At 60.4% G+C, this 22,563-nt stretch carries 22 protein-coding genes; 12 read left to right on the top strand and 10 right to left on the bottom strand.

The features are described 5' to 3' along the window. The first annotated feature begins 97 nt into the window (after positions 1-97). The 5 genes from pdeM (at position 98) to ACFWXH_RS23850 (ending at position 7,188) form a co-directional block, all read left to right on the top strand. The gene (gene pdeM / locus ACFWXH_RS23870) at positions 98-814 is read left to right on the top strand and encodes a ligase-associated DNA damage response endonuclease PdeM (protein WP_379123807.1); all 717 of its coding nucleotides are present in this window, start codon (positions 98-100) and stop codon (positions 812-814) included. Between the two features lie 187 nt (positions 815-1,001). Next, positions 1,002-2,453 (top strand): alpha/beta hydrolase, encoded by a 1,452-nt coding sequence (locus tag ACFWXH_RS23865; RefSeq protein ID WP_379123806.1) that lies wholly within the window; start codon positions 1,002-1,004, stop codon positions 2,451-2,453. A 456-nt stretch (positions 2,454-2,909) separates the two neighbouring features. After that, complete coding sequence (locus ACFWXH_RS23860; protein WP_379123805.1) at positions 2,910-5,390, top strand: hypothetical protein; 2,481 nt, start codon at positions 2,910-2,912, stop codon at positions 5,388-5,390. 7 nt (positions 5,391-5,397) lie between these two features. After that, positions 5,398-6,393: a hypothetical protein gene (locus ACFWXH_RS23855; RefSeq protein ID WP_379123804.1), complete on the top strand. Its 996-nt coding sequence runs from the start codon at positions 5,398-5,400 to the stop codon at positions 6,391-6,393. 153 nt (positions 6,394-6,546) lie between these two features. Continuing rightward, entirely contained in the window at positions 6,547-7,188 is a 642-nt protein-coding gene (locus tag ACFWXH_RS23850; RefSeq protein ID WP_379123803.1) for a glutathione S-transferase family protein, read from the top strand. Between the two features lie 104 nt (positions 7,189-7,292). On the opposite strand, the gene ACFWXH_RS23845 is transcribed toward ACFWXH_RS23850, so the two are convergent. Both ACFWXH_RS23845 and ACFWXH_RS23840 read right to left on the bottom strand, forming a co-directional pair. Continuing rightward, entirely contained in the window at positions 7,293-7,781 is a 489-nt protein-coding gene (locus ACFWXH_RS23845; protein WP_379123802.1) for an SRPBCC family protein, read from the bottom strand. Between the two features lie 127 nt (positions 7,782-7,908). After that, positions 7,909-8,244, bottom strand: coding sequence for an ArsR/SmtB family transcription factor (locus ACFWXH_RS23840; RefSeq protein WP_379123801.1), 336 nt, complete (start codon positions 8,242-8,244; stop codon positions 7,909-7,911). 132 nt (positions 8,245-8,376) lie between these two features. Between ACFWXH_RS23840 and ACFWXH_RS23835 the strand changes: the two genes are divergently transcribed. Further along, positions 8,377-9,018 (top strand): dihydrofolate reductase family protein, encoded by a 642-nt coding sequence (locus tag ACFWXH_RS23835; protein WP_379123800.1) that lies wholly within the window; start codon positions 8,377-8,379, stop codon positions 9,016-9,018. Positions 9,019-9,499: 481 nt separating this feature from the next. On the opposite strand, the gene ACFWXH_RS23830 is transcribed toward ACFWXH_RS23835, so the two are convergent. Further along, positions 9,500-10,138: a LysE family translocator gene (locus tag ACFWXH_RS23830; RefSeq protein WP_379123799.1), complete on the bottom strand. Its 639-nt coding sequence runs from the start codon at positions 10,136-10,138 to the stop codon at positions 9,500-9,502. Between the two features lie 188 nt (positions 10,139-10,326). Between ACFWXH_RS23830 and ACFWXH_RS23825 the strand changes: the two genes are divergently transcribed. Continuing rightward, positions 10,327-10,770, top strand: a complete 444-nt coding sequence (locus tag ACFWXH_RS23825; protein ID WP_379123798.1) for a hypothetical protein — start codon at positions 10,327-10,329, stop codon at positions 10,768-10,770. 42 nt (positions 10,771-10,812) lie between these two features. Here ACFWXH_RS23825 and ACFWXH_RS23820 read toward each other — a convergent pair whose 3' ends face one another. Continuing rightward, positions 10,813-11,871, bottom strand: a complete 1,059-nt coding sequence (locus tag ACFWXH_RS23820) for an aminopeptidase (protein WP_379123797.1) — start codon at positions 11,869-11,871, stop codon at positions 10,813-10,815. A gap of 278 nt (positions 11,872-12,149) precedes the next feature. Between ACFWXH_RS23820 and ACFWXH_RS23815 the strand changes: the two genes are divergently transcribed. Both ACFWXH_RS23815 and ACFWXH_RS23810 read left to right on the top strand, forming a co-directional pair. Beyond that, a complete protein-coding gene (locus ACFWXH_RS23815; protein ID WP_379123796.1) occupies positions 12,150-12,566 on the top strand; it encodes a VOC family protein in 417 nt (138 codons plus the stop codon). A 133-nt stretch (positions 12,567-12,699) separates the two neighbouring features. After that, positions 12,700-13,383, top strand: coding sequence for a hypothetical protein (locus ACFWXH_RS23810; RefSeq protein ID WP_379123795.1), 684 nt, complete (start codon positions 12,700-12,702; stop codon positions 13,381-13,383). A gap of 38 nt (positions 13,384-13,421) precedes the next feature. On the opposite strand, the gene ACFWXH_RS23805 is transcribed toward ACFWXH_RS23810, so the two are convergent. Next, positions 13,422-14,654 (bottom strand): calcium-binding protein, encoded by a 1,233-nt coding sequence (locus tag ACFWXH_RS23805; RefSeq protein ID WP_379123794.1) that lies wholly within the window; start codon positions 14,652-14,654, stop codon positions 13,422-13,424. A 598-nt stretch (positions 14,655-15,252) separates the two neighbouring features. Between ACFWXH_RS23805 and ACFWXH_RS23800 the strand changes: the two genes are divergently transcribed. From ACFWXH_RS23800 to ACFWXH_RS23790, 3 genes are all read left to right on the top strand, one after another. Continuing rightward, positions 15,253-16,239 (top strand): methyltransferase, encoded by a 987-nt coding sequence (locus tag ACFWXH_RS23800; protein WP_379123793.1) that lies wholly within the window; start codon positions 15,253-15,255, stop codon positions 16,237-16,239. Positions 16,240-16,418: 179 nt separating this feature from the next. Beyond that, positions 16,419-17,060: a DUF47 family protein gene (locus ACFWXH_RS23795; RefSeq protein WP_379123792.1), complete on the top strand. Its 642-nt coding sequence runs from the start codon at positions 16,419-16,421 to the stop codon at positions 17,058-17,060. A gap of 5 nt (positions 17,061-17,065) precedes the next feature. Then, positions 17,066-18,067 carry an anion permease gene (locus ACFWXH_RS23790; protein ID WP_379123791.1) on the top strand — a complete coding sequence of 334 codons (1,002 nt, stop codon included), beginning with the start codon at positions 17,066-17,068 and terminating at the stop codon, positions 18,065-18,067. Positions 18,068-18,087: 20 nt separating this feature from the next. Here the strand turns inward: ACFWXH_RS23790 and ACFWXH_RS23785 are convergent, their stop codons facing one another. The 5 genes from ACFWXH_RS23785 to alr form a co-directional block, all read right to left on the bottom strand. After that, a complete protein-coding gene (locus ACFWXH_RS23785; protein WP_379123790.1) occupies positions 18,088-18,894 on the bottom strand; it encodes an ABC transporter permease in 807 nt (268 codons plus the stop codon). After that, complete coding sequence (locus ACFWXH_RS23780; RefSeq protein ID WP_379123789.1) at positions 18,894-19,634, bottom strand: ABC transporter permease; 741 nt, start codon at positions 19,632-19,634, stop codon at positions 18,894-18,896. Before ACFWXH_RS23780 ends, ACFWXH_RS23785 begins: the two co-directional genes overlap by 1 nt. Positions 19,635-19,689: 55 nt before the next feature. Next, entirely contained in the window at positions 19,690-20,472 is a 783-nt protein-coding gene (locus ACFWXH_RS23775) for a transporter substrate-binding domain-containing protein (protein WP_379123788.1), read from the bottom strand. Between the two features lie 39 nt (positions 20,473-20,511). After that, complete coding sequence (locus ACFWXH_RS23770; protein ID WP_379123787.1) at positions 20,512-21,324, bottom strand: ABC transporter ATP-binding protein; 813 nt, start codon at positions 21,322-21,324, stop codon at positions 20,512-20,514. An 87-nt stretch (positions 21,325-21,411) separates the two neighbouring features. After that, the gene (gene alr / locus ACFWXH_RS23765; protein ID WP_379123786.1) at positions 21,412-22,548 is read right to left on the bottom strand and encodes an alanine racemase; all 1,137 of its coding nucleotides are present in this window, start codon (positions 22,546-22,548) and stop codon (positions 21,412-21,414) included. Between the last annotated feature and the right edge of the window lie 15 nt (positions 22,549-22,563).

Genomic DNA, 22,563 nt, shown 5'->3' with positions numbered 1-22,563 from the left:
GCCTTGTCCGAAAAGTCTGCAACTTTTCGGGGCCATCCGCTGTATCCGGCCAGATGGCCTCACACCATTTCGACCAGATTAAGAGGTCCTGGCCCCAATGAATTTTTCGGCCGCGCGTGCAGTGACAGCCATAGGCGGCGAGGCGGTGACCGTCGCTGGCGAGCGCGCGCTGTGCGATCCGCGCGGAACGCTGTTCTTCCCCGACCTTTCCCTGCTCGCCGTCTCCGACCTGCATCTCGAAAAAGGTTCGTCCTTCGCCCGGCGCGGCAAGCTGATCCCGCCCTACGACACCGTCGCGACGCTCGCCCGCCTGGAAGCGGTGATCGCGGACTATCAGCCAAGGATCGTCGTCAGCCTCGGCGACTCCTTCCATGACGGCAAGGGCGCCGAGCGCCTGCATCCCGATTTCCGCCAGCGGCTCGAAGGGCTGATGACCGGGCGCGACTGGTTCTGGATCGCCGGCAACCATGACCCGGAAGCCCCGGCCGACCTGCCCGGCGAAACCGTGCTGGAACTCGCCGTCGGCACCGTGCTGTTCCGCCACGAGCCCTCGAAGCAGCGCGTCGAAGGCGAGATCGCCGGCCACCTCCACCCCTGCGCCCGCATCGTCCAGCGCGGCCGCTCGGTGCGCCGCCGCTGCTTCGCCGGCGACGGCGGCCGCCTGATCATGCCCGCCTTCGGCGCCTACACCGGCTCGCTGAATGTGCTGGATCGGGCGTATCAGGGCCTGTTCAGGCGGGAAACGCTGATGGCGTATATGCTGGGGGCGGAGCGGGTGTTCGCGATCTCTGGGGCGATGCTTAGGGCGGGGTGAGCGGGAAGAGCTGCCTGATCGATAGAGCCACCGCAGCTCATGTAGGAATTTACAGTAGTCGATCGCGTTTCTGAAACCTGCCAATCTGAACTATGCACAGCATCTTGCTGGTAGCAATCGACGCTCTACTCAGTGTCCGAATGATCAGCTAATGATCTGCTTTGCCTCGTAAAGGAAGAGAAGTGCAATGGCTTTGACCGCTGCAGCATTGGCCGATCTACACTTTGGTCTGCGTTTCGCGGCGGGTCGTTATAAAGCGTACGCCAATATGGACAACTCAGCAGGCAATGCGGAGCTCTTCCTTTCAATGTCCCATGAGCGTCAGGGGGACGCAGCCGATCTCGATCAGACCGCCCACCAAAGTGGACTTGCCCTGCGCGATCCGACGATCAGCAATGAGACCGCCGGGCCACTACTAGGCATGGGGGAGGGAGATCCTCACGCAGCTGCTGCCGCTGCCTATCGTGTACAGCGAGCTGAAAATATCCTTTGGCGAATGGCCACGCAGCTTACTTCACTGTCACAAGATAGCCATCTGAGGGACGCTCTCAACCGAGTTCGCGAACACATCGATCGGCGTCGCAAGGCTGTCCGAGCCGCGCGGCAACGCGCTCGGACACTGCAACTGGATGGGTACCACTATGACCGTGCGATGAGTAGGCAACCTATCGAAGGGCAACAGATCGATGTTTGGTTCGGAACCAACCGTCGTCACCATCAGAAAGGGCAATTTCTCGGCGAGCGGGCGAGCAACGTAACCTATGGCCGATGCAGCGTTTTCGTCCCTAGAGACCGGCCAATGGGTTCACTCGGTCGAGGGGTGTTTGGTCGGATCTTCAAGGGTGACAACCGCGTCAAACTGCAAGCGGTTGATATTTTCGACGAACGCCAATTCTGGTCATCTCTAGCTAATGAAGTGTCCGCGCTGAACTCCAGCGATCAGCACGGGTTCATTTTTTTACATGGGTATAACACGAAATTTGAGGACGCAGCGCGCCGAACCGCTCAACTCAAGGTCGACTTAGCACACAAAGGGCCGGCTGGGTTCTTCTCTTGGCCATCGCTGGGCGCGCCTGCTGGCTATGCTGGCGATGAGGCAGCAATTGAAGGCAGTGAGCTCGAAATCCGACGCTTTTTGGTTGACTTCGCTAGCCGCTCTGGCGCCAGCACCATTCACATTATCGCCCATTCGATGGGAAATCGAGGTTTGCTTCGTGCAATGGACGCAATTGCCAATGCTGCTGCATCAGTTTTGCCCGTTCGCTTTGGCCAGATCATTCTCGCTGCCCCCGACGTCGACGCACAGGTCTTCCAGAATCTTGCCGCCGCATATAGGCAGCTATCGACGCGAGCTACCCTTTATGTGACGAACAACGATAGGGCGATCGGCATCTCGCGCCGGTTGCACAATTTCGCGCGGGTGGGGTTGACGCCTCCAGTTGCCGTCGTTCCCGGGATCGATACGATCGACGCAAGCCACGTCAATTTGGGGCTCTTAGGCCATGCCTATGCAGCTGAGGTACGGCCAGTACTTTCGGATATTTATCATCTGATTCAGCGCGATACGGCGCCTGATTGTAGGTTCGGCTTGCGTAAAGCCTTAGGCGGAAAAGCGGATCACTGGGAATTCATTCCATAGCTCAGTAGGGATGCTTCGCCGCCGGAGTCGTCGATGTCAGAGACGATGGTGTTAGAAACCCAATGACGTCGAAGACCGCGAACTGTGGTCGTTTTGGCGCTTCATCGTTGGTCCTATCAGGAGTTGTTCAACCGCGAGACACTGATGGCGTACATGCTGGGGGGCAGAGCGGGTGTTTGCGATATCCGGAACGATGTTCAGGCCGGGGTGAGGGGGCTTTGCGCCTCCGATTTAGCCATTTGAAGGCAACGCGCACCATCCCGAAAACAGGGATGGCTGCGGCCGGCGCACAGGTGCAGTGAGAATGGAAAGCCGACCTTTGCCGTGAGCTTAGCACGCAGAAGTTGTCATTTGCGTACCAAGCGGTCGCCATAGGCCTGTAAAGCCAGGGTCTATGCTTCACAAATCTATTACATGCAATAAAAAGCAAATACTCTAATGCAAGGAATAGATGGCGTGCGCTCGCTTTTTTTAGATCGACTGAAAATCAGGTTGGGTTCGCAACCCTGGTTTTGGAAGATCCGAGCGCGGATCGGAAGGATCGAGTTTGGATTCGAGCGTAGGGCCTATGAGAGGAACAGCTCAATCACCAAAGCAAAGATGCACGCTCGAATTTTGGGTTCTTTCGCATGGGTGGGCGTGAAGAGCCTTTTCTGGGTCGGTGTGGGGCTAGCAGCGCTGATTTCTGCAGAAGATTATGTAAGAGGCAGTCAGACTTCGCTTGCCCCGCTCGGAGCAGGTGACCGAGAGTTCAATATTGCACAGCTCCGGCTATACGCTGAGCTTCTTACCGCAATTTTCTCAATTTACTTTGCAACAATTGGAATTATATTGAGTGCTGGATACACACGACTTCGTCGCGACATCATATACATGCTTACCAATGAGCAAGTGGGCAGCGTCTATTCTCGCGTCCTAGTGCTTGCTGCGATGTTTTGTCTGGCAGCGACGACATTACCCTCATTGGGATTTGAGCCCGGACTTTTTGTTTATATCATCGGAACGGTTCTGACACTGTTGAGTGCCCTGGCCTTATTTCCGTTAGGCCAGAGATTATTCAATTTCTTTGATCTCAACGTTCTCGTTCGCAGCGAAATACTCCCCAATATTGTGCGCCATATCAAAGGTGCGGCAAACCGTAAGAATTCCATCTCGTTGGCCAACCATCATTCGAAGGCTGCGCGACATGCTCTCGAACAACTTTCGTACATTGATGATCGGATAAAGGCCAACAAAGAGAGTCTGGACGACAATTTACCCGCGTTGACCGGCGACTATACAGCTTTGCTTCTCCACTACCTTCAGCAAAAACATAAAATCAACCAGGACAGCTACTGGTTTCCTAGGCGCAGCAAGCACAAGCAATGGTTCTTTGCTGGAGACACCGCGACGTCTATGGCGCTGCAAACAAGCAGTCAGCAAATGCTGGTGGAGGAAAAAACCGACCATCAATGGCTCGAGACCGAGATCGTCAACCGGCTTTCAAGTCACGTTGAGCTTGCGTTTGAGGTTGGAGACTTCGAACTTGCATTGAAACTCCTAGGGCACTTCTCGACGCGAGCTTTGGTGTATGCGGAACAGTTTCAGTTCGACCTCGGTATGCAGGAGCTCAAAAATTTTAAGGAAGTCATTGAAGAAGCTTTTGCGAAAGAGGACGCTTTACTACAAAGAACTGCGGTGGTGACAAGGATTGTCATAGCTGACACATGGGCTGCACTGGGAAGTAACCTGTGTCTAGAAGCCCTTCGCCGTATGTTGGTCTTCGAGAAAGAGCTGAAACGGTTCTTCGATGCGGACGAGTGGAATCAGGAATCTCTACGCAATCTGCCCGCGTTTCTGCAAGTTGAACTCAGGTTCATTGTTGAACGCATTGAATTTGAGCAGGAGATAGAAGGTCATCGGCTTTCTAAGCCAAAATACGTGCGGCAAGTGGCGGTTCAAAAGCTTTTGCAGCACTACGCGAAAATTCTGCCGGAAGTGTGCAAATTCTACCTAGAGACGGTTCCAGCCTTCGTGGCGACATTGACGAAACTGAAGATGTCTGAGGCCGCTACGCAAGTCGTTCTGGCAAGTCTACACAGCCATTGGAAGCTGCCACGCTGGTTCAACGAACTGGCCGAGCTCTTAGATCGGTATAGTGAGCTTGGACACTACAAGGAAGTACAATACACATTACCAACCATCGACGTTGCCGGGATGTCCAAGCAAATCGCAGCGGCGCGAGACACCGCACTTGCAACGCTTGGCAATGGGGCAACGGTCGGACACATCTTTGAGCCAAAACATTACGAGGAGTTGCCGGATCATTTTGGACAGATTTACTTCGAATTAGCCGAAGCATGTATAAGTGCGCTTGAGCAAAACGACGTTGATAAGCTGAACAAAGTCCTTCCGATGTTTATGACCCTTGCATTTCTCGCGGCGGACTCAAAGTTTGTCGATCCAACTCTCGATATTAATAACGAATTCCGACTCCATCTCATTTCAACTGTGATAAATGACTTGGCGTCTGTCTTAGGATTTGCCATTCTCTATGGCGCTTACTTCGAGAACGAGCAGTTGTCGGACGGTGCGCTGGCCAAGTTTGATGCCTGGGTCGGGAAAGCCGCTGAGAAGCAACGATACCTTGAAAGAATGGTACTGCTCTCTGACCCGCATAGCTTCAGTATGAGTGCGTCCCCCCGTGAATTGATTCGGATCAATTGGAAGATGTCGTTCGAAAATCGTGCACGAAATGACGGGTTTGGGAGCCCAATGGAGATGGCACGAAGTGAACAGCACCCGAACAAGATCGTGAGGGAATTTCTAAATTCGTATTCTGATGCGTCTCACCTTTTCTTTGCAAAGCATGTTGTCCAGGATCTTAAATCAAAAGAAATAGATATAGATTATCAAATTACCAACCTTGCCCGGCGATTAATCGAAGAACGCGAATAGGGTCAGCATGAAGATCGTTAGGGCAGAAACACCTTTGCGTCACTACCACTTTGATAGTGAGAGTCTTGGGTTTGTTGATAGTCTTTTTTTGAAAGGAAGAGAGAGAAGGTCTAATTTCAATCGGAGAATGTTTGATGAAGATTTCGCCCGTATCATCAATTACACTGGACGGCGCGGTGGAATATTGTTTGACATTTCTTCAAATGATGAAAAATTGACTGATAGATTGCTCTCCGGCATCGAAACCAGATATGGATCCCGTCCTGTCGATGAGGTGGTTCGTGAGCTGGTCAGAGAAATCGCTGAATCGCTTGTCCGGTCCGGTGCCGCATACTATTTCCTGAAGGATGGCGCCGAGCGTGATGATATTCACATCACTCCGTTTAGTCCTAATGGCGTTGCGCGTCTCTTCGGCATGTATATTCAGTGGGTGCCAAAACGCACGGAAAGACATTGGGATCGTGATGACGAAGTGATCCCCAGGGAATTGCGTATCTTGAATTCAGCTAAAGTGATGCGCTTTGTGATGCCCAAAGCAATCAAGCGTATGCTTTCTTCGCAGAACAGGACTTTGGCTGTGATAGATGAGCACCAGTTTAGGATGACTGACTTCCACGCCCAGGCTACGCATGAGAATCCGAACCCCACCAATCATTTTGATTTCAGCGTTTGGCGAAATACGCAAGAACGCGCTTTGTACCGTTCCACGCGGGCCATTGGTTGGAATGGTAGAAAATACGACTCTTCCAAGCGCTCCGATTTTTTCGATTGTCACCGACTGATCCGGTTCCGACGTAACCAAATTGCGTTGAGAGACGGTATTCTGAATCAGCTCAGCGCCGAACTTGCGAGGATCGGCAGGGTTTACAACAGCGAATTTGCCGTAAAAATTTCAGGAACCAATGATCTGCCGAGTGCCGCACATCTCAACGAACTAGAAGCAAGACTGATCCGAGAGGAAGCAGGCTTCACCGAAATTATCGACTATTGCTTCCAACGCTGATTGGCCGGTGGAGCTGGCCGCAGCTTTGGGTCATCCGCAAAGGTGGGTACCACTCTCATGAGTGTCCGCTTCATCGGATCGGTAGAATTTCACTGTCCGGTATCGGCTCTTATTGGGACTCCGACCCGATACCACCCTAGGACCGCGCGCCCCATGAAACTCCTCTTCAGCCGCAACCCCAATCCCCGCCTCGCGGTCGCGGTCGCCCGCTATCTCGACGCCAAGATCGAGTTTGAGTTCGCCTCGCCTTTCGCGCCGGGGCAGGCGGAGCGCTATCGGCCGCTCAATCCGAATCTTTCCTTGCCCATCCTGGTCGGCCCGGCAAAAAGCCTCTGGGAAGCCGATGCCATCGCGTGCCGGCTGTCACGCGATGCGGGTTCCAATTTCTGGCGTACCGGCGACGACGAGCCCGAGATGATCCGGTGGCTGAGCTGGGGCAAGGAGAACTTCGCGCGGGCCTGCGACATCGTGCATTTCGAGCGCGGCACCAAACAGCGCTACGGGCTTGGCGCGATCGATCAGGAACAGGTCGAGGAGGGGCTGAGACGCTTCGCCACTTCCGCCGCGATCCTGGAAGTCGAGCTTGCCGGGCGAAGCTGGCTGGTGGGGGATACGGTTTCCTACGCCGACTTCCGAATGGCCACCTTCCTGCCCTTCAACAATGCCGCCAGACTGCCGCTCGGTGACTATCCTGCCGTCAGCCGCTGGTATGGCCGGCTCGAAGCGATCGATGCCTGGCGCGATCCTTTCCGGGGGCTGGATGCGCCTGCATTGGCCCCCATTCCGGGTGGATGAGCCGAATGACAGGTCGGGCGCAGGTGACGACGCGGTCCGCCTGCGCGCAGCGGTTTTGCGCCTGTCATAACAAAACGCACTCCCCGTCTCGCGGAACCGCCGCCTCACCCCTCCAGCCAGGCCGCCAGCTTCTCCAGCGTCTGCAGCCCATATTCCACCGCGCCGAAGCCGATGACGATCTGGCGGCGTTCGCGGCTGGGGTGGAGCTGGCGCAGCGTCAGGATCGTCTTGCCATCGCTTTGTTCATCGAAGGTCACCGTTACGCGGAAGCGGTCGGGGTCGTTCGGGTCGGCCGAGCCATGGTCCATCACGATGCGTTCGTTCGGCACGATCTCCAGGAAGCGCATCAGGTTGGGGAAGCGCTGCTCCTTGCCCTCGAACGTGCCAACCATGTCGAAACGCCAGATCCCGCCCTCGCGGATGTCGGCCTCGTGGCTCTCGATGCGCAGGCCCGTCGGGCCGAACCATGCGGCCAGCGCCTCGGGCTTCGTCCAGGCGGCAAACACCTTGGCGCGCGGATGGTTGATGAGCTTGACCAGCACGATCTCGCGATCGAGCGACCAGCTCTCGAGCGGGGTTGCTACGTCTTTCATTCGTTCCTCTTCCCTTCTACCAACGGTCATCTGACCGTTGGAGCGCGCGACTGCGCGCCGCGCCCGTTGGCGCGTGAGCCAAGCGGCCCGGATGGGCCGCGCCGGCGATTGAGGGGTCCTGGATGTTTCATCCAGGACCTTCAGAATTGTCTAAGTAAACATCCAGCCGCTCCAGCCGCATGGCCCAGTTGCGGCGCTCCGCTTCCATCCAGTTGGCCGCCTCGTCGAAGCGCGCCTTCACCAGCCGGCACCAGCGGCTGCGCCCGCGTTTCTCGGAAATGATCAGCCCGCATTCTTCCAGCACCCTCAGATGCTGGGCGAAGGAGGGCAGCGCCATGTCGAACGGTTCGGCCAGCACGGAGACCGGCACCTCGCCCTCGGCCAGCCGCGACACCACCGCGCGCCGCGTCGGGTCGCTGAGCGCGTGGAAGGCAAGGTCGAGCGGGGTCGAATGATAGGGCATGCGTATCCGTAAACCGGTCGAGGGCACCGGTCAATAAAAGAAAGGTACTTGCCTTAGTGTTCGTGTTTCGACATAAAGGTAGTTACCTTAGTATCCGGCTCGCGCCGGGCAACCACACGCAAGGAGGCCCCGATGGCAGTTCGTGTCGATTTCAACATCTCGCTCGACGGTTTCGCGACAACGACGGACCAGACGCCCGAGCAGCCGATGGGGCCGGACTGGATGCGCCTCGTCGGCGCCTATATCGAGACAAGGACGTTCCGCGAGCGCGTGTTCAAGGACACCAGCGGCAAAGGCACGACCGGCATCGACGACCGCTATGCCCGGGGATATTTCGCCAACATCGGCGCCGAGATCATGGGCGCCGGCATGTTCGGCCTGCACTCCTTCCCCGATGATCCGAACTGGAAGGGCTGGTGGGGCGACGAGCCGCCGTTCCGCTGCCCGGTCTTCGTGCTGACCCACAGGAAACGCCCTTCGATCGAGATGGCCGGCGGCACGACGTTCCACTTCATCGACACCACGCCGGCCGAGGCGCTGAAGCAGGCTGTTGCCGTCGCGGGCGGCAAGGACGTTCGCATCGGCGGCGGTGCCAGCACCGTGCGCGACTTCCTCAAGGCGGGCTTCGTCGACCGCCTCCACGTCGCCATCGTCCCCATCCTGCTCGGCCGCGGCATCCGCCTGTGGGACGACCTGCGCGGGCTGGAATCCGGCTACACGGTGGAGTCCGAAACGGCGGAGAGCGGGGTGGTTCACCTGACGTTTCGGCGGTGAACCGCTGCGCAGAGCTCCGCTGGACAGGCGCCTCTATCTCCCCCTCTTGCGGGGGAGAAAGGATTTTCACGATCTTAGCGAGCATGCCCGTAGGGCAGCGCAGTCTAAGTCGTAGAAAATCCAAGAGAGGGGATATTCAGCTGAGTGGCGGCGCAATTGAGCGAAACTCTCTATTTTTTCGAAGGGATGTGAAAAGCCGATTGTCAGCGCTGCGGCTGAAAATCCCCTCTCTTGCGATTTCTAGCACTTAGACTGCGCTGCCCTGCGGGCATGCTCGCTAAGATGCTGAAATCGCCCGGCCTCGGCTATGGCCTCGGGCGTTCGAGCCTTTTGAAAGGTCCACTGGACCTTTCAATTCGCCTGCGGCGAACCAGGCTCTCACCCCCCGCAAGGGGGGAGATAGAGCGCACACTCCTGCAAGGGGAGCTAGAAGCTCTGATGCTGGTGTCACCATCGACGCAGGATATCGGCCCCGGCGCCTCTACAGAGACGTCCGCGCGCTGTCGGTGATCAGCTTCAACCCCAGCGCGCCGACCACCAGTCCCGCGGCCCGGTCGATCCAGGCCTTGGAGCGCAAATAGATGGCCCTTGGCCGGCGCGAGGAGAAACCGAGCGCCACGATGGTGTACCACAGGGCCTCGTTGAGGAAGAGCAGCGGCGGCAGGGCGAACAGCATCCAGGATGGTGTCGGCGAGGGCAGTAGTGCTGCGAACATCGAGGCGTAGAAGATTGCCGTCTTCGGGTTGGACAGCTGCACGAACAGGCCGCGCAGCAGCGACTTCCACAGCGTGCCCGGTCGCCCGGCGGTCGTCTCGGCAACCTCGAGCGGTTCGGGCGCGGCGCGCCAGATGTTGATGCCGAGCCAGACGAGATAGGCGCCGCCCGCCAGCCGCAGCGCCAGGTTCAGCCACTCGACCTGCAGCAGGATCGCGGTGAGGCCGGCCATCGCGATGCAGGCGAACAGGAAGCCGCCCAGGCCCATGCCGATCGCCGCCATCACACCGTCGGCGCGCGAGCCGGAGATGGCGATGCGCGACACCACGACGAAGCTCGGGCCCGGGCTGATGGCGCCGAGCAGGAAGACGCCAAGGATGGAGAACAGGATCGCAAGGTCATGCACGGCGTTTCCTCCTCTTCGCTCCGCACCGGGGTAGCCGCTCGATAGTGGGGCGTCTCATCGGCGTCCGCAATGGGGCAGCCGGAACAGCTGTTGTTCCATCGAGGTCGCGGAGCGTGCAACTTTGGACAGTCGCCCGGGCATGGGGTTTCGTGTTAGATGTTGCCAGCCTCAGCAAGGGAGATTGGCGAGTGAACAAGGCCAGCGTGCGGAGCAGGTTGAGTGATCTGGCCTCGGCCGAATTGGACGGCGCGAGGGCCGCCTATGCCGAGCACCTTCGGGCGAGCAAGCCGCTAGAGGATGAAGCGACCGACGCTGACGATCAGGCTCAGGCCTGGTCGCAGGCGGAGCTCGCAGAAGACCTCGAGAAAATGGTGCGTGCCGCCGAAGCCAAGGTCGCGGTGCTGAACGCGCTCGACTTCGGGCCGAAGGAGTTCGTCGAACCAAGGGCGGTTGTGACCGTTGATGGCCGCCACTTCGTGATCGGCATCTCGATGGACCGCTTCACCTGCGACGGGATCGAGCTGACAGGCCTATCATCGCAGGCGCCGTTCTATCAGGCGATCGATGGATTGGGAAAATCCGACACGGCCGAGTTTGGCGGCCGAAACGTGAGGATTGAAGAAATCCTCTGAGCAAGGGAGAGGGGAAGCGCCTGCCAATCTCTGCCGTTCAAATCAGCTGCACGTCCTCGCGTCCTCGAGCGCCCTGGCGTGGGAAGCTTTGGGCAGATCCCCGATCCGCCGAACGGCGGCGTAGAACCTTGGATAGTCGCCGGCGCACAGGTCGAACAGCCTGAGAAACGCCGGAACCTGTTCGCCGTAGACGGCCGTCGCGGCGAGCTTGGCGTTGTTGATCGGTGTTTCGAACCAGCCGTCATATCCCCGGTATCCCGCCCAGCGCCTGTCGCGCATGTGCCGGTAGCGCATCCGCAGCTTCTCGATCGTGGCTGCCTTGGCCGCCGCCATCTGCGCCGGGCTGCGGGCGCTTCCATAGACCTGCCGCAATTCCTCCCGCGTTTTCGACACCAGGTCCAGAAAATCGGCCCTGCGCTTGCGGTCGGCTTCGTAGCGGCGCAGTCCGGCGAGATTGCCGCCGGCGCGCAGCCATTTCCTGACGCCGGTGGTTTCGACGGCGACCGCGAAGGCTTCATTGAAGGCGGAATCGTCGTTCACATAGACGCGCTGATGCGCCAGCTCGTGAAAGACGAGGCTTGCGACAGACGTATCGTCCTGGCGCAGCATGGTCGAGAGCAGCGGATCGCTGGACCAGCCGAGGGTCGAATAGGCGGTGACGCCGGTGACGTAGACGTCCAGCCCCTCCCGCTGAAGTTCGCCGGCGGTTTCAGCCGCGGCTTGCCGGTCGAAATAACCCTTGTACGCAACGCAGCCGAAAACGGGAAAGCACCAGGTTCGCGGCGTCAGCGAGAATTGCGGCGCGGCGAACACCGCCCAGGTCACGGCCTCGCGGCCGATGTCGACATAGCTGCGGTAGCTGCTGTTGTCGGGCAGGGCCAGCTCGTCCGTCGCAAACCGCCTGATGGCATCCGCCGATGCCAGCTTGGCGCGCAGGGTCTCGGGCGTCGCGGGATCCTGGATCAGGGAGCCGACATTTTTCCGCGCGGCCATGATCTGCATATGGCCTTCCAGCGACGTCGCGTAATAGGAAATGCTGGTGCAGCCGGCCAAGCCGGACACCATGATCGCCGCCACGACCAATCGAAAAACACGCTTCACGGCCGCCCCGCCATTCGCTCATTTCGCCCTAAAGCAAATGTTCCCCACTGCCCGGTCTCAAACAGGCTGTGCGATTTTCGTCAAGGTCTTGAAGGGACGGTGGATCGAACGTTGGCGGAATCTGGACCGCTATGCATTCCGGAACATTGACGGGAATGGCTCCGCCTCCGCGAGATTGCTCCACCTGCATTCTCGCGACTGTGTCAGCCCAACTTCGCAGGAACCCCACACCATCCACGGCGTTCGACATGCAGCGACCTCGTGGAGGAACTGCAGAAATGAACATCGCACCACAACTGGCGTTTTCGGGTGAGTGCCGGCAGGCGTTCGAGTCCTATGCCCGGCTGATGGGTGGCGTGATCACGGTGATGAACACGTTCGGCGGCAATGAGGGCAAGGCGCTGCCGCCGGGGTCCACGGCTGCCGCGGCCGATCAGGTCCGCTTCGCCGAACTCAGCCTTGGCGACTCGGTGCTGAGAGGCAACGACGTGCCAGCCGACCAGTACACGCCGATGCAGGGGTTCAATGTCTCGCTGCACATCGAAGGCGCCGATGAGGCGCGGCGGATATTCGAGGCGTTGAGCGAAGGCGGCACCGTGACGACGCCGCTGACCAAGGTCGACTGGGCGGACCGGTTCGGCATGGTCACCGACAGGTTTGGCGTTCCGTGGCTGGTGCTCGGCATGAAGGCATAGGACATCCCGCCAGCCTTCACCTCTTGATTGTGCATTCCCGACGACAGGTGCGGCAAAGGCGCGGGCGACGATGTATCGTTCGCAGGCGGTGCGATGCCAGGATTCGCAACCGCCCAGGAACAGGAGCCGGCTGATGACGGGCACACGAATGCGCAGGGCGTCCGGCAAAGGCAAAGCTCCCACCGGTGTACGGCAATTCCTCGATATCGAGCAGCAGCGCGATTGGATAGACGGCAAGGCCGATCTGACGGATGCCGACGAGCGCTCGGAATCGGTGGAACACCGGTTCAGATATGCCGCCCGGTTCGAGAAGCTGCTTTCCCGCCCGCAGGGAAAGGACGTGCTGGCAATCCTCGGCCTCTACGGTCCGACCTGCATTCCGATCCCGCGCCGGACCGAGCGTTTCTACTGGTCGGTGTCGTGCCTGCCGTCGACCTCGGACAAGCCGCTCACGCGTGTCAATGCGAGCTGGATGGAGCTTTTCACGCTCTATGCCGATGGCGAGGATGTCCGCTCAAGGTTCATCCTGCATCTCTCGGATTTCACGACCGATGGGTCCGCGACACCCGCGCTCATAGACGAAGCCTTTCTCGAGCAGAGCGTCGCGACGCCGGAAGACGTCAGCTGGTTCGTGCCGAGCGGCGCCGACATGTTCGGCGTCAGGGTGCGCGGCTCCATCTCGATCCGCAAGTTCCTCGCCAATCCCCGTGCGCTGCGCGCCATCCGCACGTTCAACCTGACGCATATGAACAGGGGGCGGAACGCCTATCAGGCGAGCCATAGCTACAGCGTGGCGGATCACATGCTGCCAGGTTGAGAGGACGCCGGCGCGGCGAACGCGCCGGCGCCGTTCCGTCACACCACGATGAAGTCCGAATTGGTCAGCGCAAGGCCCGCTTCGAGCACAGCGAAGTCGGTGAACCCGCCTGCGGCATCGCCATTCGCATCGTAGGTCAGATGGCCGGTTGTCGGGTCGTAGATGACACGGTCGTTGGCATCATGCGCCGCCGTGCCGATATGGAAGGCGGCGGCGTCGAGCGTGCCGGGCGTGGTCAGCGCGGTGAACACGGCGTTGTCCAGCTGGATCGTGTCGTCGGCAACCGAGAAGTCGGCGATCCTGTCGACATTGCTGTTGGGGTTGAGGGCCGTGTTGAACAGGAAGGTGTCGTTGCCGTCGCCTCCCACCAGCGTGTCGTTGCCGAAGCCGCCGGCAAGCGTGTCGTCGCCGGCGCGGCCGTCGAGCCTGTTGGCTCCGGTGTTGCCGGTCACGATGTTGTCGAGATCATTGCCGCTGCCGTTGAGATTGCCGCTGCCGGTCAATGTCAGGTTCTCGATGTCGCCCTTGAAGATCGTCGTGTTCGAGAGCGAGACGGAATAGCTCGACTTTACCGTGTCGATGCCGTCCGGAGGGATGCCGCCATCGGGGGCTTCGTCGACCCGGTCCTCTATGCTGTCGATGGTATAGGTGTCGTTGCCGGTGCCGCCCCACAACTTGTCGCCGCCGGCGCCGCCGTCGAGGATATCGTTGCCGTCGCCGCCATAGAGCTGGTCACGCCCGGTGCCGCCTTCGAGCGTGTCGTTGCCGACTTCGCCCATCAGATAGTCGTTGCCGCCGCCACCGCGCAGCACATTGTCTGCATAGCTTCCGATCATCCCATCATCGAAGGCCGAACCGTCGACATTCTCGATGTCGAAATAGGAATCGCGAGCCCCCATACCGGGATAATATTGCGGGTCGCCAAAACCCTGCCCTGTACCATCTGTACTAAGGTAGAGCGAAATATAGCCTGGGGCGTCGGCGTAACTCACCGTGTCGATACCGGCGCCGCCGTGGAAGAAGTCACCGCCAAGACCTCCATGCAGCGTATCGTCGCCGTCGCCGCCATAAAGCTCATCGCGTCCGGCATCGCCCCACAGGCCGTCATTGCCTTCATTGCCCTCGATCCGGTCGTCGCCGGCACCGCCCTGGATGACGTCGTCACCGCCGAAACCGAACAGGCGGTCGTTGCCGCCGAAGCCGAGTATCTGGTCGCGGCCGCTTGTGCCGTAGAGCTGATCGTCTTTTTCAGTACCGGGAATATAAGCCATGGTGGATCTCATCTCCTTGATAAGCCCCATAGCCCTGAAGCGGCTGCGCCGCCCGACACTTGCGCGGACCAGTTACCGTCCCCATGGACCGCCAGAGCGCTTTCGCGCCCCTTCAGTGTCGTCGCTCATGGTGACATACGGAACTTGACCATTTTGTGACCCGCTGTGAATACCGGCGGTTTGCGGGCGCTGGTCTGCGATGGCAGCGCGGGCAATTGCATGTTGCGCAAGACCCCCTCTCCGTCTCGGCTTCGCCGAGCCACCTCTCCCCCATTTCCTGGGGGCGAGGAACCCAAGCCGGAGAAGCGTCGGCATTGCAACTGCGGTTCCTCGCCCCTGCCGAAGGCGGGGGAGAGGTGGATCGGGCGTAGCCCGAGACGGAGAGGGGGAGCCTCATACGCAATCGCCCTGGATGGCAAAGGATGTTCAAAAGCCGGCCATCTGTTGCTTCGGCGGAATGGCGCCACTTCCTTTGCCGGCATTCAGACGCCGTAAAGGATGCTGATGGCTCATCGCCGCGACGGGTGAGCAAATCGTCGTTGAATTCGATCTTCTAAGTTGCTTCAAAATCGGTCTGGACTGCGGAAAGGGATGCGACATGGTGGATCCTGATCGGATCGACAGGCTGATTGCAGCGGTACCCGCTGCCCTGGCGCTTCGCGCCGGGTTGGATCTTGGCATTTTCACCCGGCTCGGTGGCGGCGCCGCGACCGCTGACAGCCTCGGGGCCGCGCTCGAAGTCGAGCCCGATCGTCTGTCGCGGCTCCTCTACGCGCTCGCCAGCATCGGTTTCCTCGAAGTCGAGGACGGTCGATTTCGTAACGGCGCCGAAGCATCAGCCTTCCTCGACGCTTCGAAGCCGACCTATCGCGGCGGCGATCATGCGCTCCTGCGCGAGCTCTGGGGAGCCGACCTCCTGACCGCGGAGTCGCTGCGGCAGAACCAGCCTGCTGCGCTGCACGACTTTTCCGAAGCGGGGCCTGAGGCGGCGGCCGCCTTCAGCCGCAGACTCGCGCCGGGCGGGTTGATTTTCGGCCGAAATCTGGCCGAGGAAATAGACCTCTCGGCAATCGGTTCGGTGATCGACATCGGCGGGGGACCCGGGACCATTCTCGTCGGACTTCGCGAGCGGCGGCCGCAGATTGTGGCGACGCTGATGGAACTCCCGACGGTCGCGGCGGTAGCGCCGGCCATCCTGTCGGAATACGGTGCCGGCGACGTGGTTGTCGAAGAGGGCGACATAACCGTCGCGCCATCGGTTGGCCGGCACGATCTGGCGATCCTCAAGGCCGTCGTCCAGGTCCTGCCGCCGGATCAGGCGCGCAGCGCGATCCTGAACGCGGCGCGCTGCCTCACACCCGCAGGCGAGATCGCGATCGCGGGATCGGGTGTCATCGATGACGATCGCCTCGGCCCGCCTGAGGGCGTCTTTCTCAACCTCACCTTCCTGAACCTCTATCGCCACGGCGAATCCTACACCGAGGGTCAGTATCGCGCATGGATGACCGAGGCTGGATTCCGGAACATCACCAGGTCGCGCATGAAGGACGGCGGCACGTTGTTTCGTGCGCGCCTTGCAGGCTGATCTTGGCCGAGACTCGAGCTGGGATAGCTGCACCTTCGCCTGCATTCCCGGGCCGGGCGAACGCGGTGATCCCGCATAAGCAGAAAACGATGGGTGTTCAAAAGCCGGCTATCTGTTTGCGTTACCCGGCATAATGGCGCTATTGCGTTTGCCGACGTCAGGGATTGCGGAGAGAAATCATGTTGGGCTGGTTCAGGCGGCTGCTGCCGCGCGAAGATCGTTTCTTCGATCTGTTCGAACAGCATTCCCAGACCGTCGTCGGCGGTGCGGAAGCCTTGCAGCAGCTGCTGTCGGGCAACGATGTCGAGCGCTGGTGCAGGGAGATCGTCGCTCTCGAGAACCGGGCCGACGCGATCACCGCCGAAGTGCTGCTGGCGGTGCGCCGCTCCTTCATCACGCCGTTCGACCGTGGCGACATCAAGGACCTGATCCAGTCGATGGATGATGCCATCGACATGATGCACAAGACCGTCAAGACGGTGAAGCTGTTCGAGAAGCGCGAATTCGATCCGCTGATGCAGGAGATGGGCGTCGTCATCGTGGAAGCGGCGAAGCTGGTCGCGCAGGCGATCCCGCTGCTGAACAAGATCGGCACGCATGCGACGCAGCTCAACGCCATCGCCGAGCAGGTGATGCGCGTCGAAGGCCGCGCCGACGACCTGCATGAGCAGGGCCTCAAGGATCTCTTCCGCCGGCACGGCAAGTCCGATCCGATGGCCTACATGATCGGCTCCGAGATCTACGGGCAGCTCGAGAAGGTCGTCGACCGTTTCGAGGATGTCGCCAACGAGATCAGCGGCATCGTCATCGAGAACGTCTGACCAGCATGGATCCCACCATCGCCTTTCCGATCCTGGTCGCGCTGATCGGCGTCGCGCTGTTCTTCGATTTCCTGAACGGCCTGCACGATGCCGCGAACTCGATCGCCACGATCGTTTCGACCCGGGTGCTGCGGCCGCAATACGCCGTGCTGTGGGCCGCCTTCTTCAACTTCATCGCCTTCACGGTCTTCGGCCTGCATGTCGCCGAGACCATCGGCAAGGGCATCGTCGATGCCGACATCGTCACGCCGGGCGTGATCTTCGCAGCCCTTACCGGCGCGATCGTGTGGAACATCGTCACCTGGCTCGCCGGCATCCCGTCCAGCTCTTCGCATGCGCTGATCGGCGGGCTGGTCGGCGCGGGTCTTGCCAAGACGGGCTTCAGCGCCATCGTCTGGAGCGGGCTTTTGAAGACGGTCGCCGCCATCGTGCTCTCTCCGCTCACCGGCTTCGTGCTGGCGCTCGTCCTGGTGCTGATCGTCTCCTGGACGTTCGTGCGGCAGACGCCCTTCGCCGTCGACAGCTCCTTTCGCGTGCTGCAGTTCTTCTCGGCCTCGCTCTATTCGCTCGGCCATGGCGGCAACGACGCGCAGAAGACCATGGGCATCATCGCGGTGCTGCTCTATTCGCAAGGCATGCTGGGCGACACATTCTATGTCCCGTTCTGGGTGGTCATCACCTGCCAGAGCGCGCTGGCCTTCGGCACGCTGTTCGGCGGCTGGCGCATCGTGCACACGATGGGTTCCAAGATCACCCGGCTCAATCCCATGCAGGGCTTCTGCGCCGAAACCGGCGGCGCCATCACCTTGTTCGCGGCGACCTGGCTGGGCATCCCGGTCTCGACCACGCACACCATCACCGGCGCGATCATCGGCGTGGGCGCCGCACGCCGCGTCTCGGCCGTGCGCTGGGGCATCGCCGGCAACATCGTCGTCGCCTGGGTCGTGACATTGCCCGCCACCGCGGCGATCTCCGGCCTGACCTATCTGGCTCTCAGCCTGTTCTAACCGGCAGTCCGCATCCCGCGTCACCCCAGCCGGACGGGGATGCGCGCTTCGAAGCGACCGAACACCCATACGATCAATCCGGTCAGGATCATGTATGCCAACGCAAGCAGAAGCAGGGGCTCGTATATGACGAACGTGTCCTGGCGAACGCGCAGGGCAACGGCGTAGAGGTCGAGCACGGTTATAGTGGCGACGAGCGGTGTCGATTTGAGCTGCAGCACGGTTTCGCCCGCCAGCGTCGGCAACGCCTTGTGAATTGCCTGCGGCAGCCAGACGCGGCGGAAGACCTTCCAGCGGCTCATCCCGAATGCCCTGGCAGCCTCGAGCTGGCCGTGCGGCACGCCGGCGAAGGCGCCGCGCATGACCTCGCCCTCATAGCCGGCGAAAGACAGGGTCAGCGCCAGCACGGCATACGGCCACGCCTGTCGCACCAGTGGCCACAGAACGGATTCCCGTATCTCCGGAAATTGCGGGAAGAGCGTGCCGAGCCCATAGTAGAGCAACCACAATTGCAGAAGCAGCGGCGTACCCCGGATGACGGTGCAGAACGCTTTCGATGGCATGCTGAGCCATCTTGGCCCAGTCACCTGGGCAAATCCCAGCGGCACCGCCAGGGCAAAGCCGAACACGCAAGTCACGACCAGGATCCAGATCGTCTGCCATAGGCCGGAGATCGCAAGGTCGTAATATTGCGGCAGCCAGTCCCAGCGCATGAAAACGGCGGCCGCGATGACAAGGGCAGCGGCCATGGCGGCCAGAACGACACGGTGCGGCTGGAACGCGATGGCCGGAAAGCCGTTCGCCGCTGTGGTTGAGGACAAAGTCATCACCGCCTCTCCGCCATCGCCGGTTGGCCACGCCTTGCCCAGTTCTCGATCCGGGCTATGGCGATATTGGAGACCAGAGTGAGCATCAGATAGAGCGCGCCGGCCGCCACGAAAAAGGTGAAATAGGCTTTCGTGGCGCCCGCGGCCTGGCGTGTCTCCAGGGTGAGTTCGCTGAAACCGACAACAGCAAGCAATGCGGTGTTCTTGGTGGCGACGAGCCACAGGTTGGCGAGCCCTGGAATGGCGAAGGGCAGCATTGCCGGTGCCGTGATGCGCCGCATCAAGACCACCGGGCTCATGCCGAAGGCCCTGCCGGCTTCGATCTGCCCTTGCGGCACTGCGAGGATTGCGCCACGCAGCACCTCCGTGGCGTACGCGCCCTGCACGAAGCCGAGCGCAACGATGCCTGCCACCTGGCCGTTAACGTCCACCGGATCATGGCCGAACGCTTCCATGAATCGGTTGAGCAGATCCGTACCGGCGAAATAGATCAGCAGGATCAGCACCAGTTCGGGCACCGCGCGGCTGAGCGTCGTGTACATTTGCAGCAGATCGCGCAGGATCTTGCCGCCATAAAGCTTGCCATATGCGCCGCCGGTGCCGACGAGCAGTCCCAACGCGAAAGCTCCGGCGCCGATCTCAAGTGAATTGACAAGTCCGCGCAGCAGGTTTCCGCCCCAGCCGGGCGGGTAGGGCGAAAGAAGCTCGAAGACAGCGGGCAGGAATGGGAGTTCGGTCAAGGGCCGGCACCTCAGCGAGAGCGATCAGTTCAGGTTCACCACAGCGCATCGCGTCTCAGTCGCCGTAGATGTCGAAACCGAAGTAGCGATTTGAGATCTCGGCATATTTCCCGTTGTCGCGGATTGCCTTGATCCCGGCGTTGATCTTTTCCAGGATCTCGGTGTCCCCCTTTCGCACGCCGGCGCCGACGCCTCGCGCCATGATCTCCGGATCGTTGGCGACCGTTCCCTTGACCTCGCAGCAACCCTTGCCCTGGTCGGTGTTCAAGAATTCACTGATGGTGATCCTGCTTGCCAGCGCGGCGTCGATGCGGCCGGCGACCAGGTCCTGCTCGACTTCGTCTTCGGTCTGGTAGGTCTTGAGCTGTGCCACGCTGTCCTGGAAATGCCTGCTGGCGTAGACCTGCGCATTCGTGGAGGTCTGCACGCCCAGGATCTTGCCCTTGAGCCCTTCGGCCGTGGGCTCGACCGCAACCCCCTTCGGGCCGACGACCGTATATCCGTTGTCGCTGTAGTACTTGTCGGAGAAGTCGATCGTCTTCTTGCGTTCCTTGGTGATCGACATCGAGCTCATGATGACATCGATCTTCTTGGACGTCAGCGACGGGATGATGCCATCCCAGGCGACCGGGGTGATCTGGCATTCGAATTTTGCCGCGGCGCAGACGGCATCGATGATCTCAATCTCCCAGCCGACCCACTTGCCCGAAGAATCGAGAGAGGAGAATGGAGGGTAGGGCTCGGCGCTGATCCCGACCCTCAGATTTTCGGCTTGGGCGCCAAGCACCGATGTCGAAAAGGCCACTGCTGCCAACGTCATTCTGTTGAAGATACTCATGTCATTCCCCGTTCGTTTTTATCGTTTCAGATTGCAGAGTTATCCAAGCCTGCGGATGAACTGTTGGAGTCGTTCCGATTTTGGCGATCCGAATATCGCATCCGGCGAGCCCTGTTCCTCAAGCCGCCCCTCGTGGAGGAAGACCACGTGAGTGGCTACGTCGCGGGCAAACTTCATTTCGTGCGTGACGAGGATCATCGTGCGGCCTTCGCGGGCCAGTGCGCCTATGACGCCCAGCACCTCGCCGACAAGTTCGGGATCGAGCGCCGACGTCGGCTCGTCGAAGAGCATCACGCGCGGTTGCACTGCGAGCGCGCGGGCGATTGCGCCACGTTGCTGCTGTCCGCCGGATAGAAAGGCGGGATAGACGTCGCGCTTTTCGAGCAGCCCCACTCGGGCCAACAGCTTTTCCGCTTCGGCGATCGCCACCGCGCGTTTCAGGCCGAGCACATGGATCGGCACTTCGATCACGTTCTCGATCAGCGTCATGTGGCTCCACAGATTGAAGCTCTGGAAAACCATCCCAAGTCTCGAACGGATACGTTCGATCTGCTTGCGGTCGGCGGGAACCGTGTTGCCCGAACCGTCAGGCTTGAGAAGGATCTCCTCGCCGTTCACCCGGATCTTGCCGCTCGTCGGATTTTCCAGGCAGTTGATGCAGCGGAGCAGTGTCGACTTGCCTGAGCCGCTGCCGCCGATGATCGCCACCACGTCGCCGTCGCGCGCAGAAAGAGAGATCCCCTTCAGCACCTGCAGCGTGCCGAAGGTCTTGTGGAGATTGTCGATGTGGATCGCTTCCGCGGCGTCGTTCAAGGCTGTCTGGGAAGCAATCGCGCTGGTCGTCATGGTCATGGGTGATAAGTTCCGCGGTGGGCGAGGAGAACGGTCGGGACAAGGAGTTCTGACGTCATGCGTCCCTGGCCATGGCGAACTGACTTCTCAGACATAGACGCGAGGAATGTGGTCGCGGAGCTGGGAATAGAGCCCGACGATGTCGGTACCCCAGCAGGCGGCGACCTCATCATGCGAGATGGTCTCGTTATCCTGGTGTCCGAGCAGGAGCACCTGGTCGCCAAATCTTGCATTCGGGATGTCCGTCAGATCGATGCGCAGATGTTCGAGATGCACGGGTGGAAGCAGGCGCGCTCGCTTGCCGTTTACCAGCGCCGCGGCCTGAGCCGGCAAGCGCTGCGGCAGTCCGTCTCCGCAACCCATCCCCAGGACCCCGATCGTCATGCCTTGCCGGAATCCAGGCATGTCCGGCAGTGGGCCAAGGGATGCGTCGATCCGCTTGACCGAAACCAGGCATGTCGAAATGGCCTTGAGTGCGGGCCGCAGCACGACCGGCCGAGCGATCGGGCCTGTCTCGGACAGGCCGATGAACAGCGCTCCCGGGTCGACGGCGTCGAAATCCATCTGCGGATGTTGAAGCACGCCCCCAGAGCTCGACATCATCGCGATGGGCGGTCGCGTGCCTGAAGCGGTTGCCGTTTCAAGGACCTTCTCGAAGCGGAGACGCTGTTCGTCAGCGTGCGTGGAGACCAACGAGGGCAACTCGCTGAGATGCGCGTAGAGTCCCTGGACTTCGACGTCCTCATAGGCACGGCCGGCCGCAAGCAACTCGCCAACGGCCGCCGGCGTCGCCCCAGCCCGATGGAAGCCGAGATCAACCTTCACGAAAACGCGGGTCGAGGTCATGGCGGCACGCCAGCGTTCAAGCTCGTCGAGGCTGGAGACGGTGACAGTCAATCCAAGGGCTTCGATGATTTCGGCGGATGCGGGCAGGGGGCCGGGGTAGAGCAGGATCGGATGCTCGATTCCGGCCTTCCTGATCGCGACAGCGTCTGGCAAAGCGGAGACGGCGAAACCGTATGCGCCCTCGGCAGCCAGTGTGGCGGCGACCCGTCCTGCGCCGCAGCCATAGCCGTTGCGCTTGAGGCAGGCGAAAATCTTCACTTTTGCGGGAAGACGCGTGCGAAGTTCGCGAAAGTTGTGCCTGATCGCGTTGAGGTCGATCTCATACCAGCTGCCGCGTGCCGGCACGACTTCGGGATGTGAAGTTGGCGCGCTCGGCAAACGTTGATCTGACCG

The organism is Mesorhizobium sp. NPDC059054 (genome assembly GCF_042739215.1).
GTDB lineage: Bacteria > Pseudomonadota > Alphaproteobacteria > Rhizobiales > Rhizobiaceae > Mesorhizobium.
Note: the sequence above shows the minus strand (reverse complement) of the source record. Positions and strands in the feature narration are given on the sequence as shown.

Bases quoted from the DNA above. Each gene is read 5' to 3' on its own strand.
- ACFWXH_RS23865 (WP_379123806.1), top strand. From the start codon at position 1,002: ATGGCTTTGACCGCTGCAGCATTGGCCGATCTACACTTTGGTCTGCGT.
- pdeM (WP_379123807.1), top strand. From the start codon at position 98: ATGAATTTTTCGGCCGCGCGTGCAGTGACAGCCATAGGCGGCGAGGCG.
- ACFWXH_RS23815 (WP_379123796.1), top strand. From the start codon at position 12,150: ATGAACATCGCACCACAACTGGCGTTTTCGGGTGAGTGCCGGCAGGCG.
- ACFWXH_RS23845 (WP_379123802.1), bottom strand. From the start codon at position 7,781: ATGAAAGACGTAGCAACCCCGCTCGAGAGCTGGTCGCTCGATCGCGAG.
- ACFWXH_RS23835 (WP_379123800.1), top strand. From the start codon at position 8,377: ATGGCAGTTCGTGTCGATTTCAACATCTCGCTCGACGGTTTCGCGACA.
- ACFWXH_RS23775 (WP_379123788.1), bottom strand. From the start codon at position 20,472: ATGAGTATCTTCAACAGAATGACGTTGGCAGCAGTGGCCTTTTCGACA.
- ACFWXH_RS23800 (WP_379123793.1), top strand. From the start codon at position 15,253: ATGGTGGATCCTGATCGGATCGACAGGCTGATTGCAGCGGTACCCGCT.
- ACFWXH_RS23810 (WP_379123795.1), top strand. From the start codon at position 12,700: ATGACGGGCACACGAATGCGCAGGGCGTCCGGCAAAGGCAAAGCTCCC.
- ACFWXH_RS23770 (WP_379123787.1), bottom strand. From the start codon at position 21,324: ATGACCATGACGACCAGCGCGATTGCTTCCCAGACAGCCTTGAACGAC.
- ACFWXH_RS23790 (WP_379123791.1), top strand. From the start codon at position 17,066: ATGGATCCCACCATCGCCTTTCCGATCCTGGTCGCGCTGATCGGCGTC.
- ACFWXH_RS23805 (WP_379123794.1), bottom strand. From the start codon at position 14,654: ATGGCTTATATTCCCGGTACTGAAAAAGACGATCAGCTCTACGGCACA.
- ACFWXH_RS23785 (WP_379123790.1), bottom strand. From the start codon at position 18,894: ATGACTTTGTCCTCAACCACAGCGGCGAACGGCTTTCCGGCCATCGCG.
- ACFWXH_RS23840 (WP_379123801.1), bottom strand. From the start codon at position 8,244: ATGCCCTATCATTCGACCCCGCTCGACCTTGCCTTCCACGCGCTCAGC.
- ACFWXH_RS23855 (WP_379123804.1), top strand. From the start codon at position 5,398: ATGAAGATCGTTAGGGCAGAAACACCTTTGCGTCACTACCACTTTGAT.
- ACFWXH_RS23850 (WP_379123803.1), top strand. From the start codon at position 6,547: ATGAAACTCCTCTTCAGCCGCAACCCCAATCCCCGCCTCGCGGTCGCG.
- ACFWXH_RS23795 (WP_379123792.1), top strand. From the start codon at position 16,419: ATGTTGGGCTGGTTCAGGCGGCTGCTGCCGCGCGAAGATCGTTTCTTC.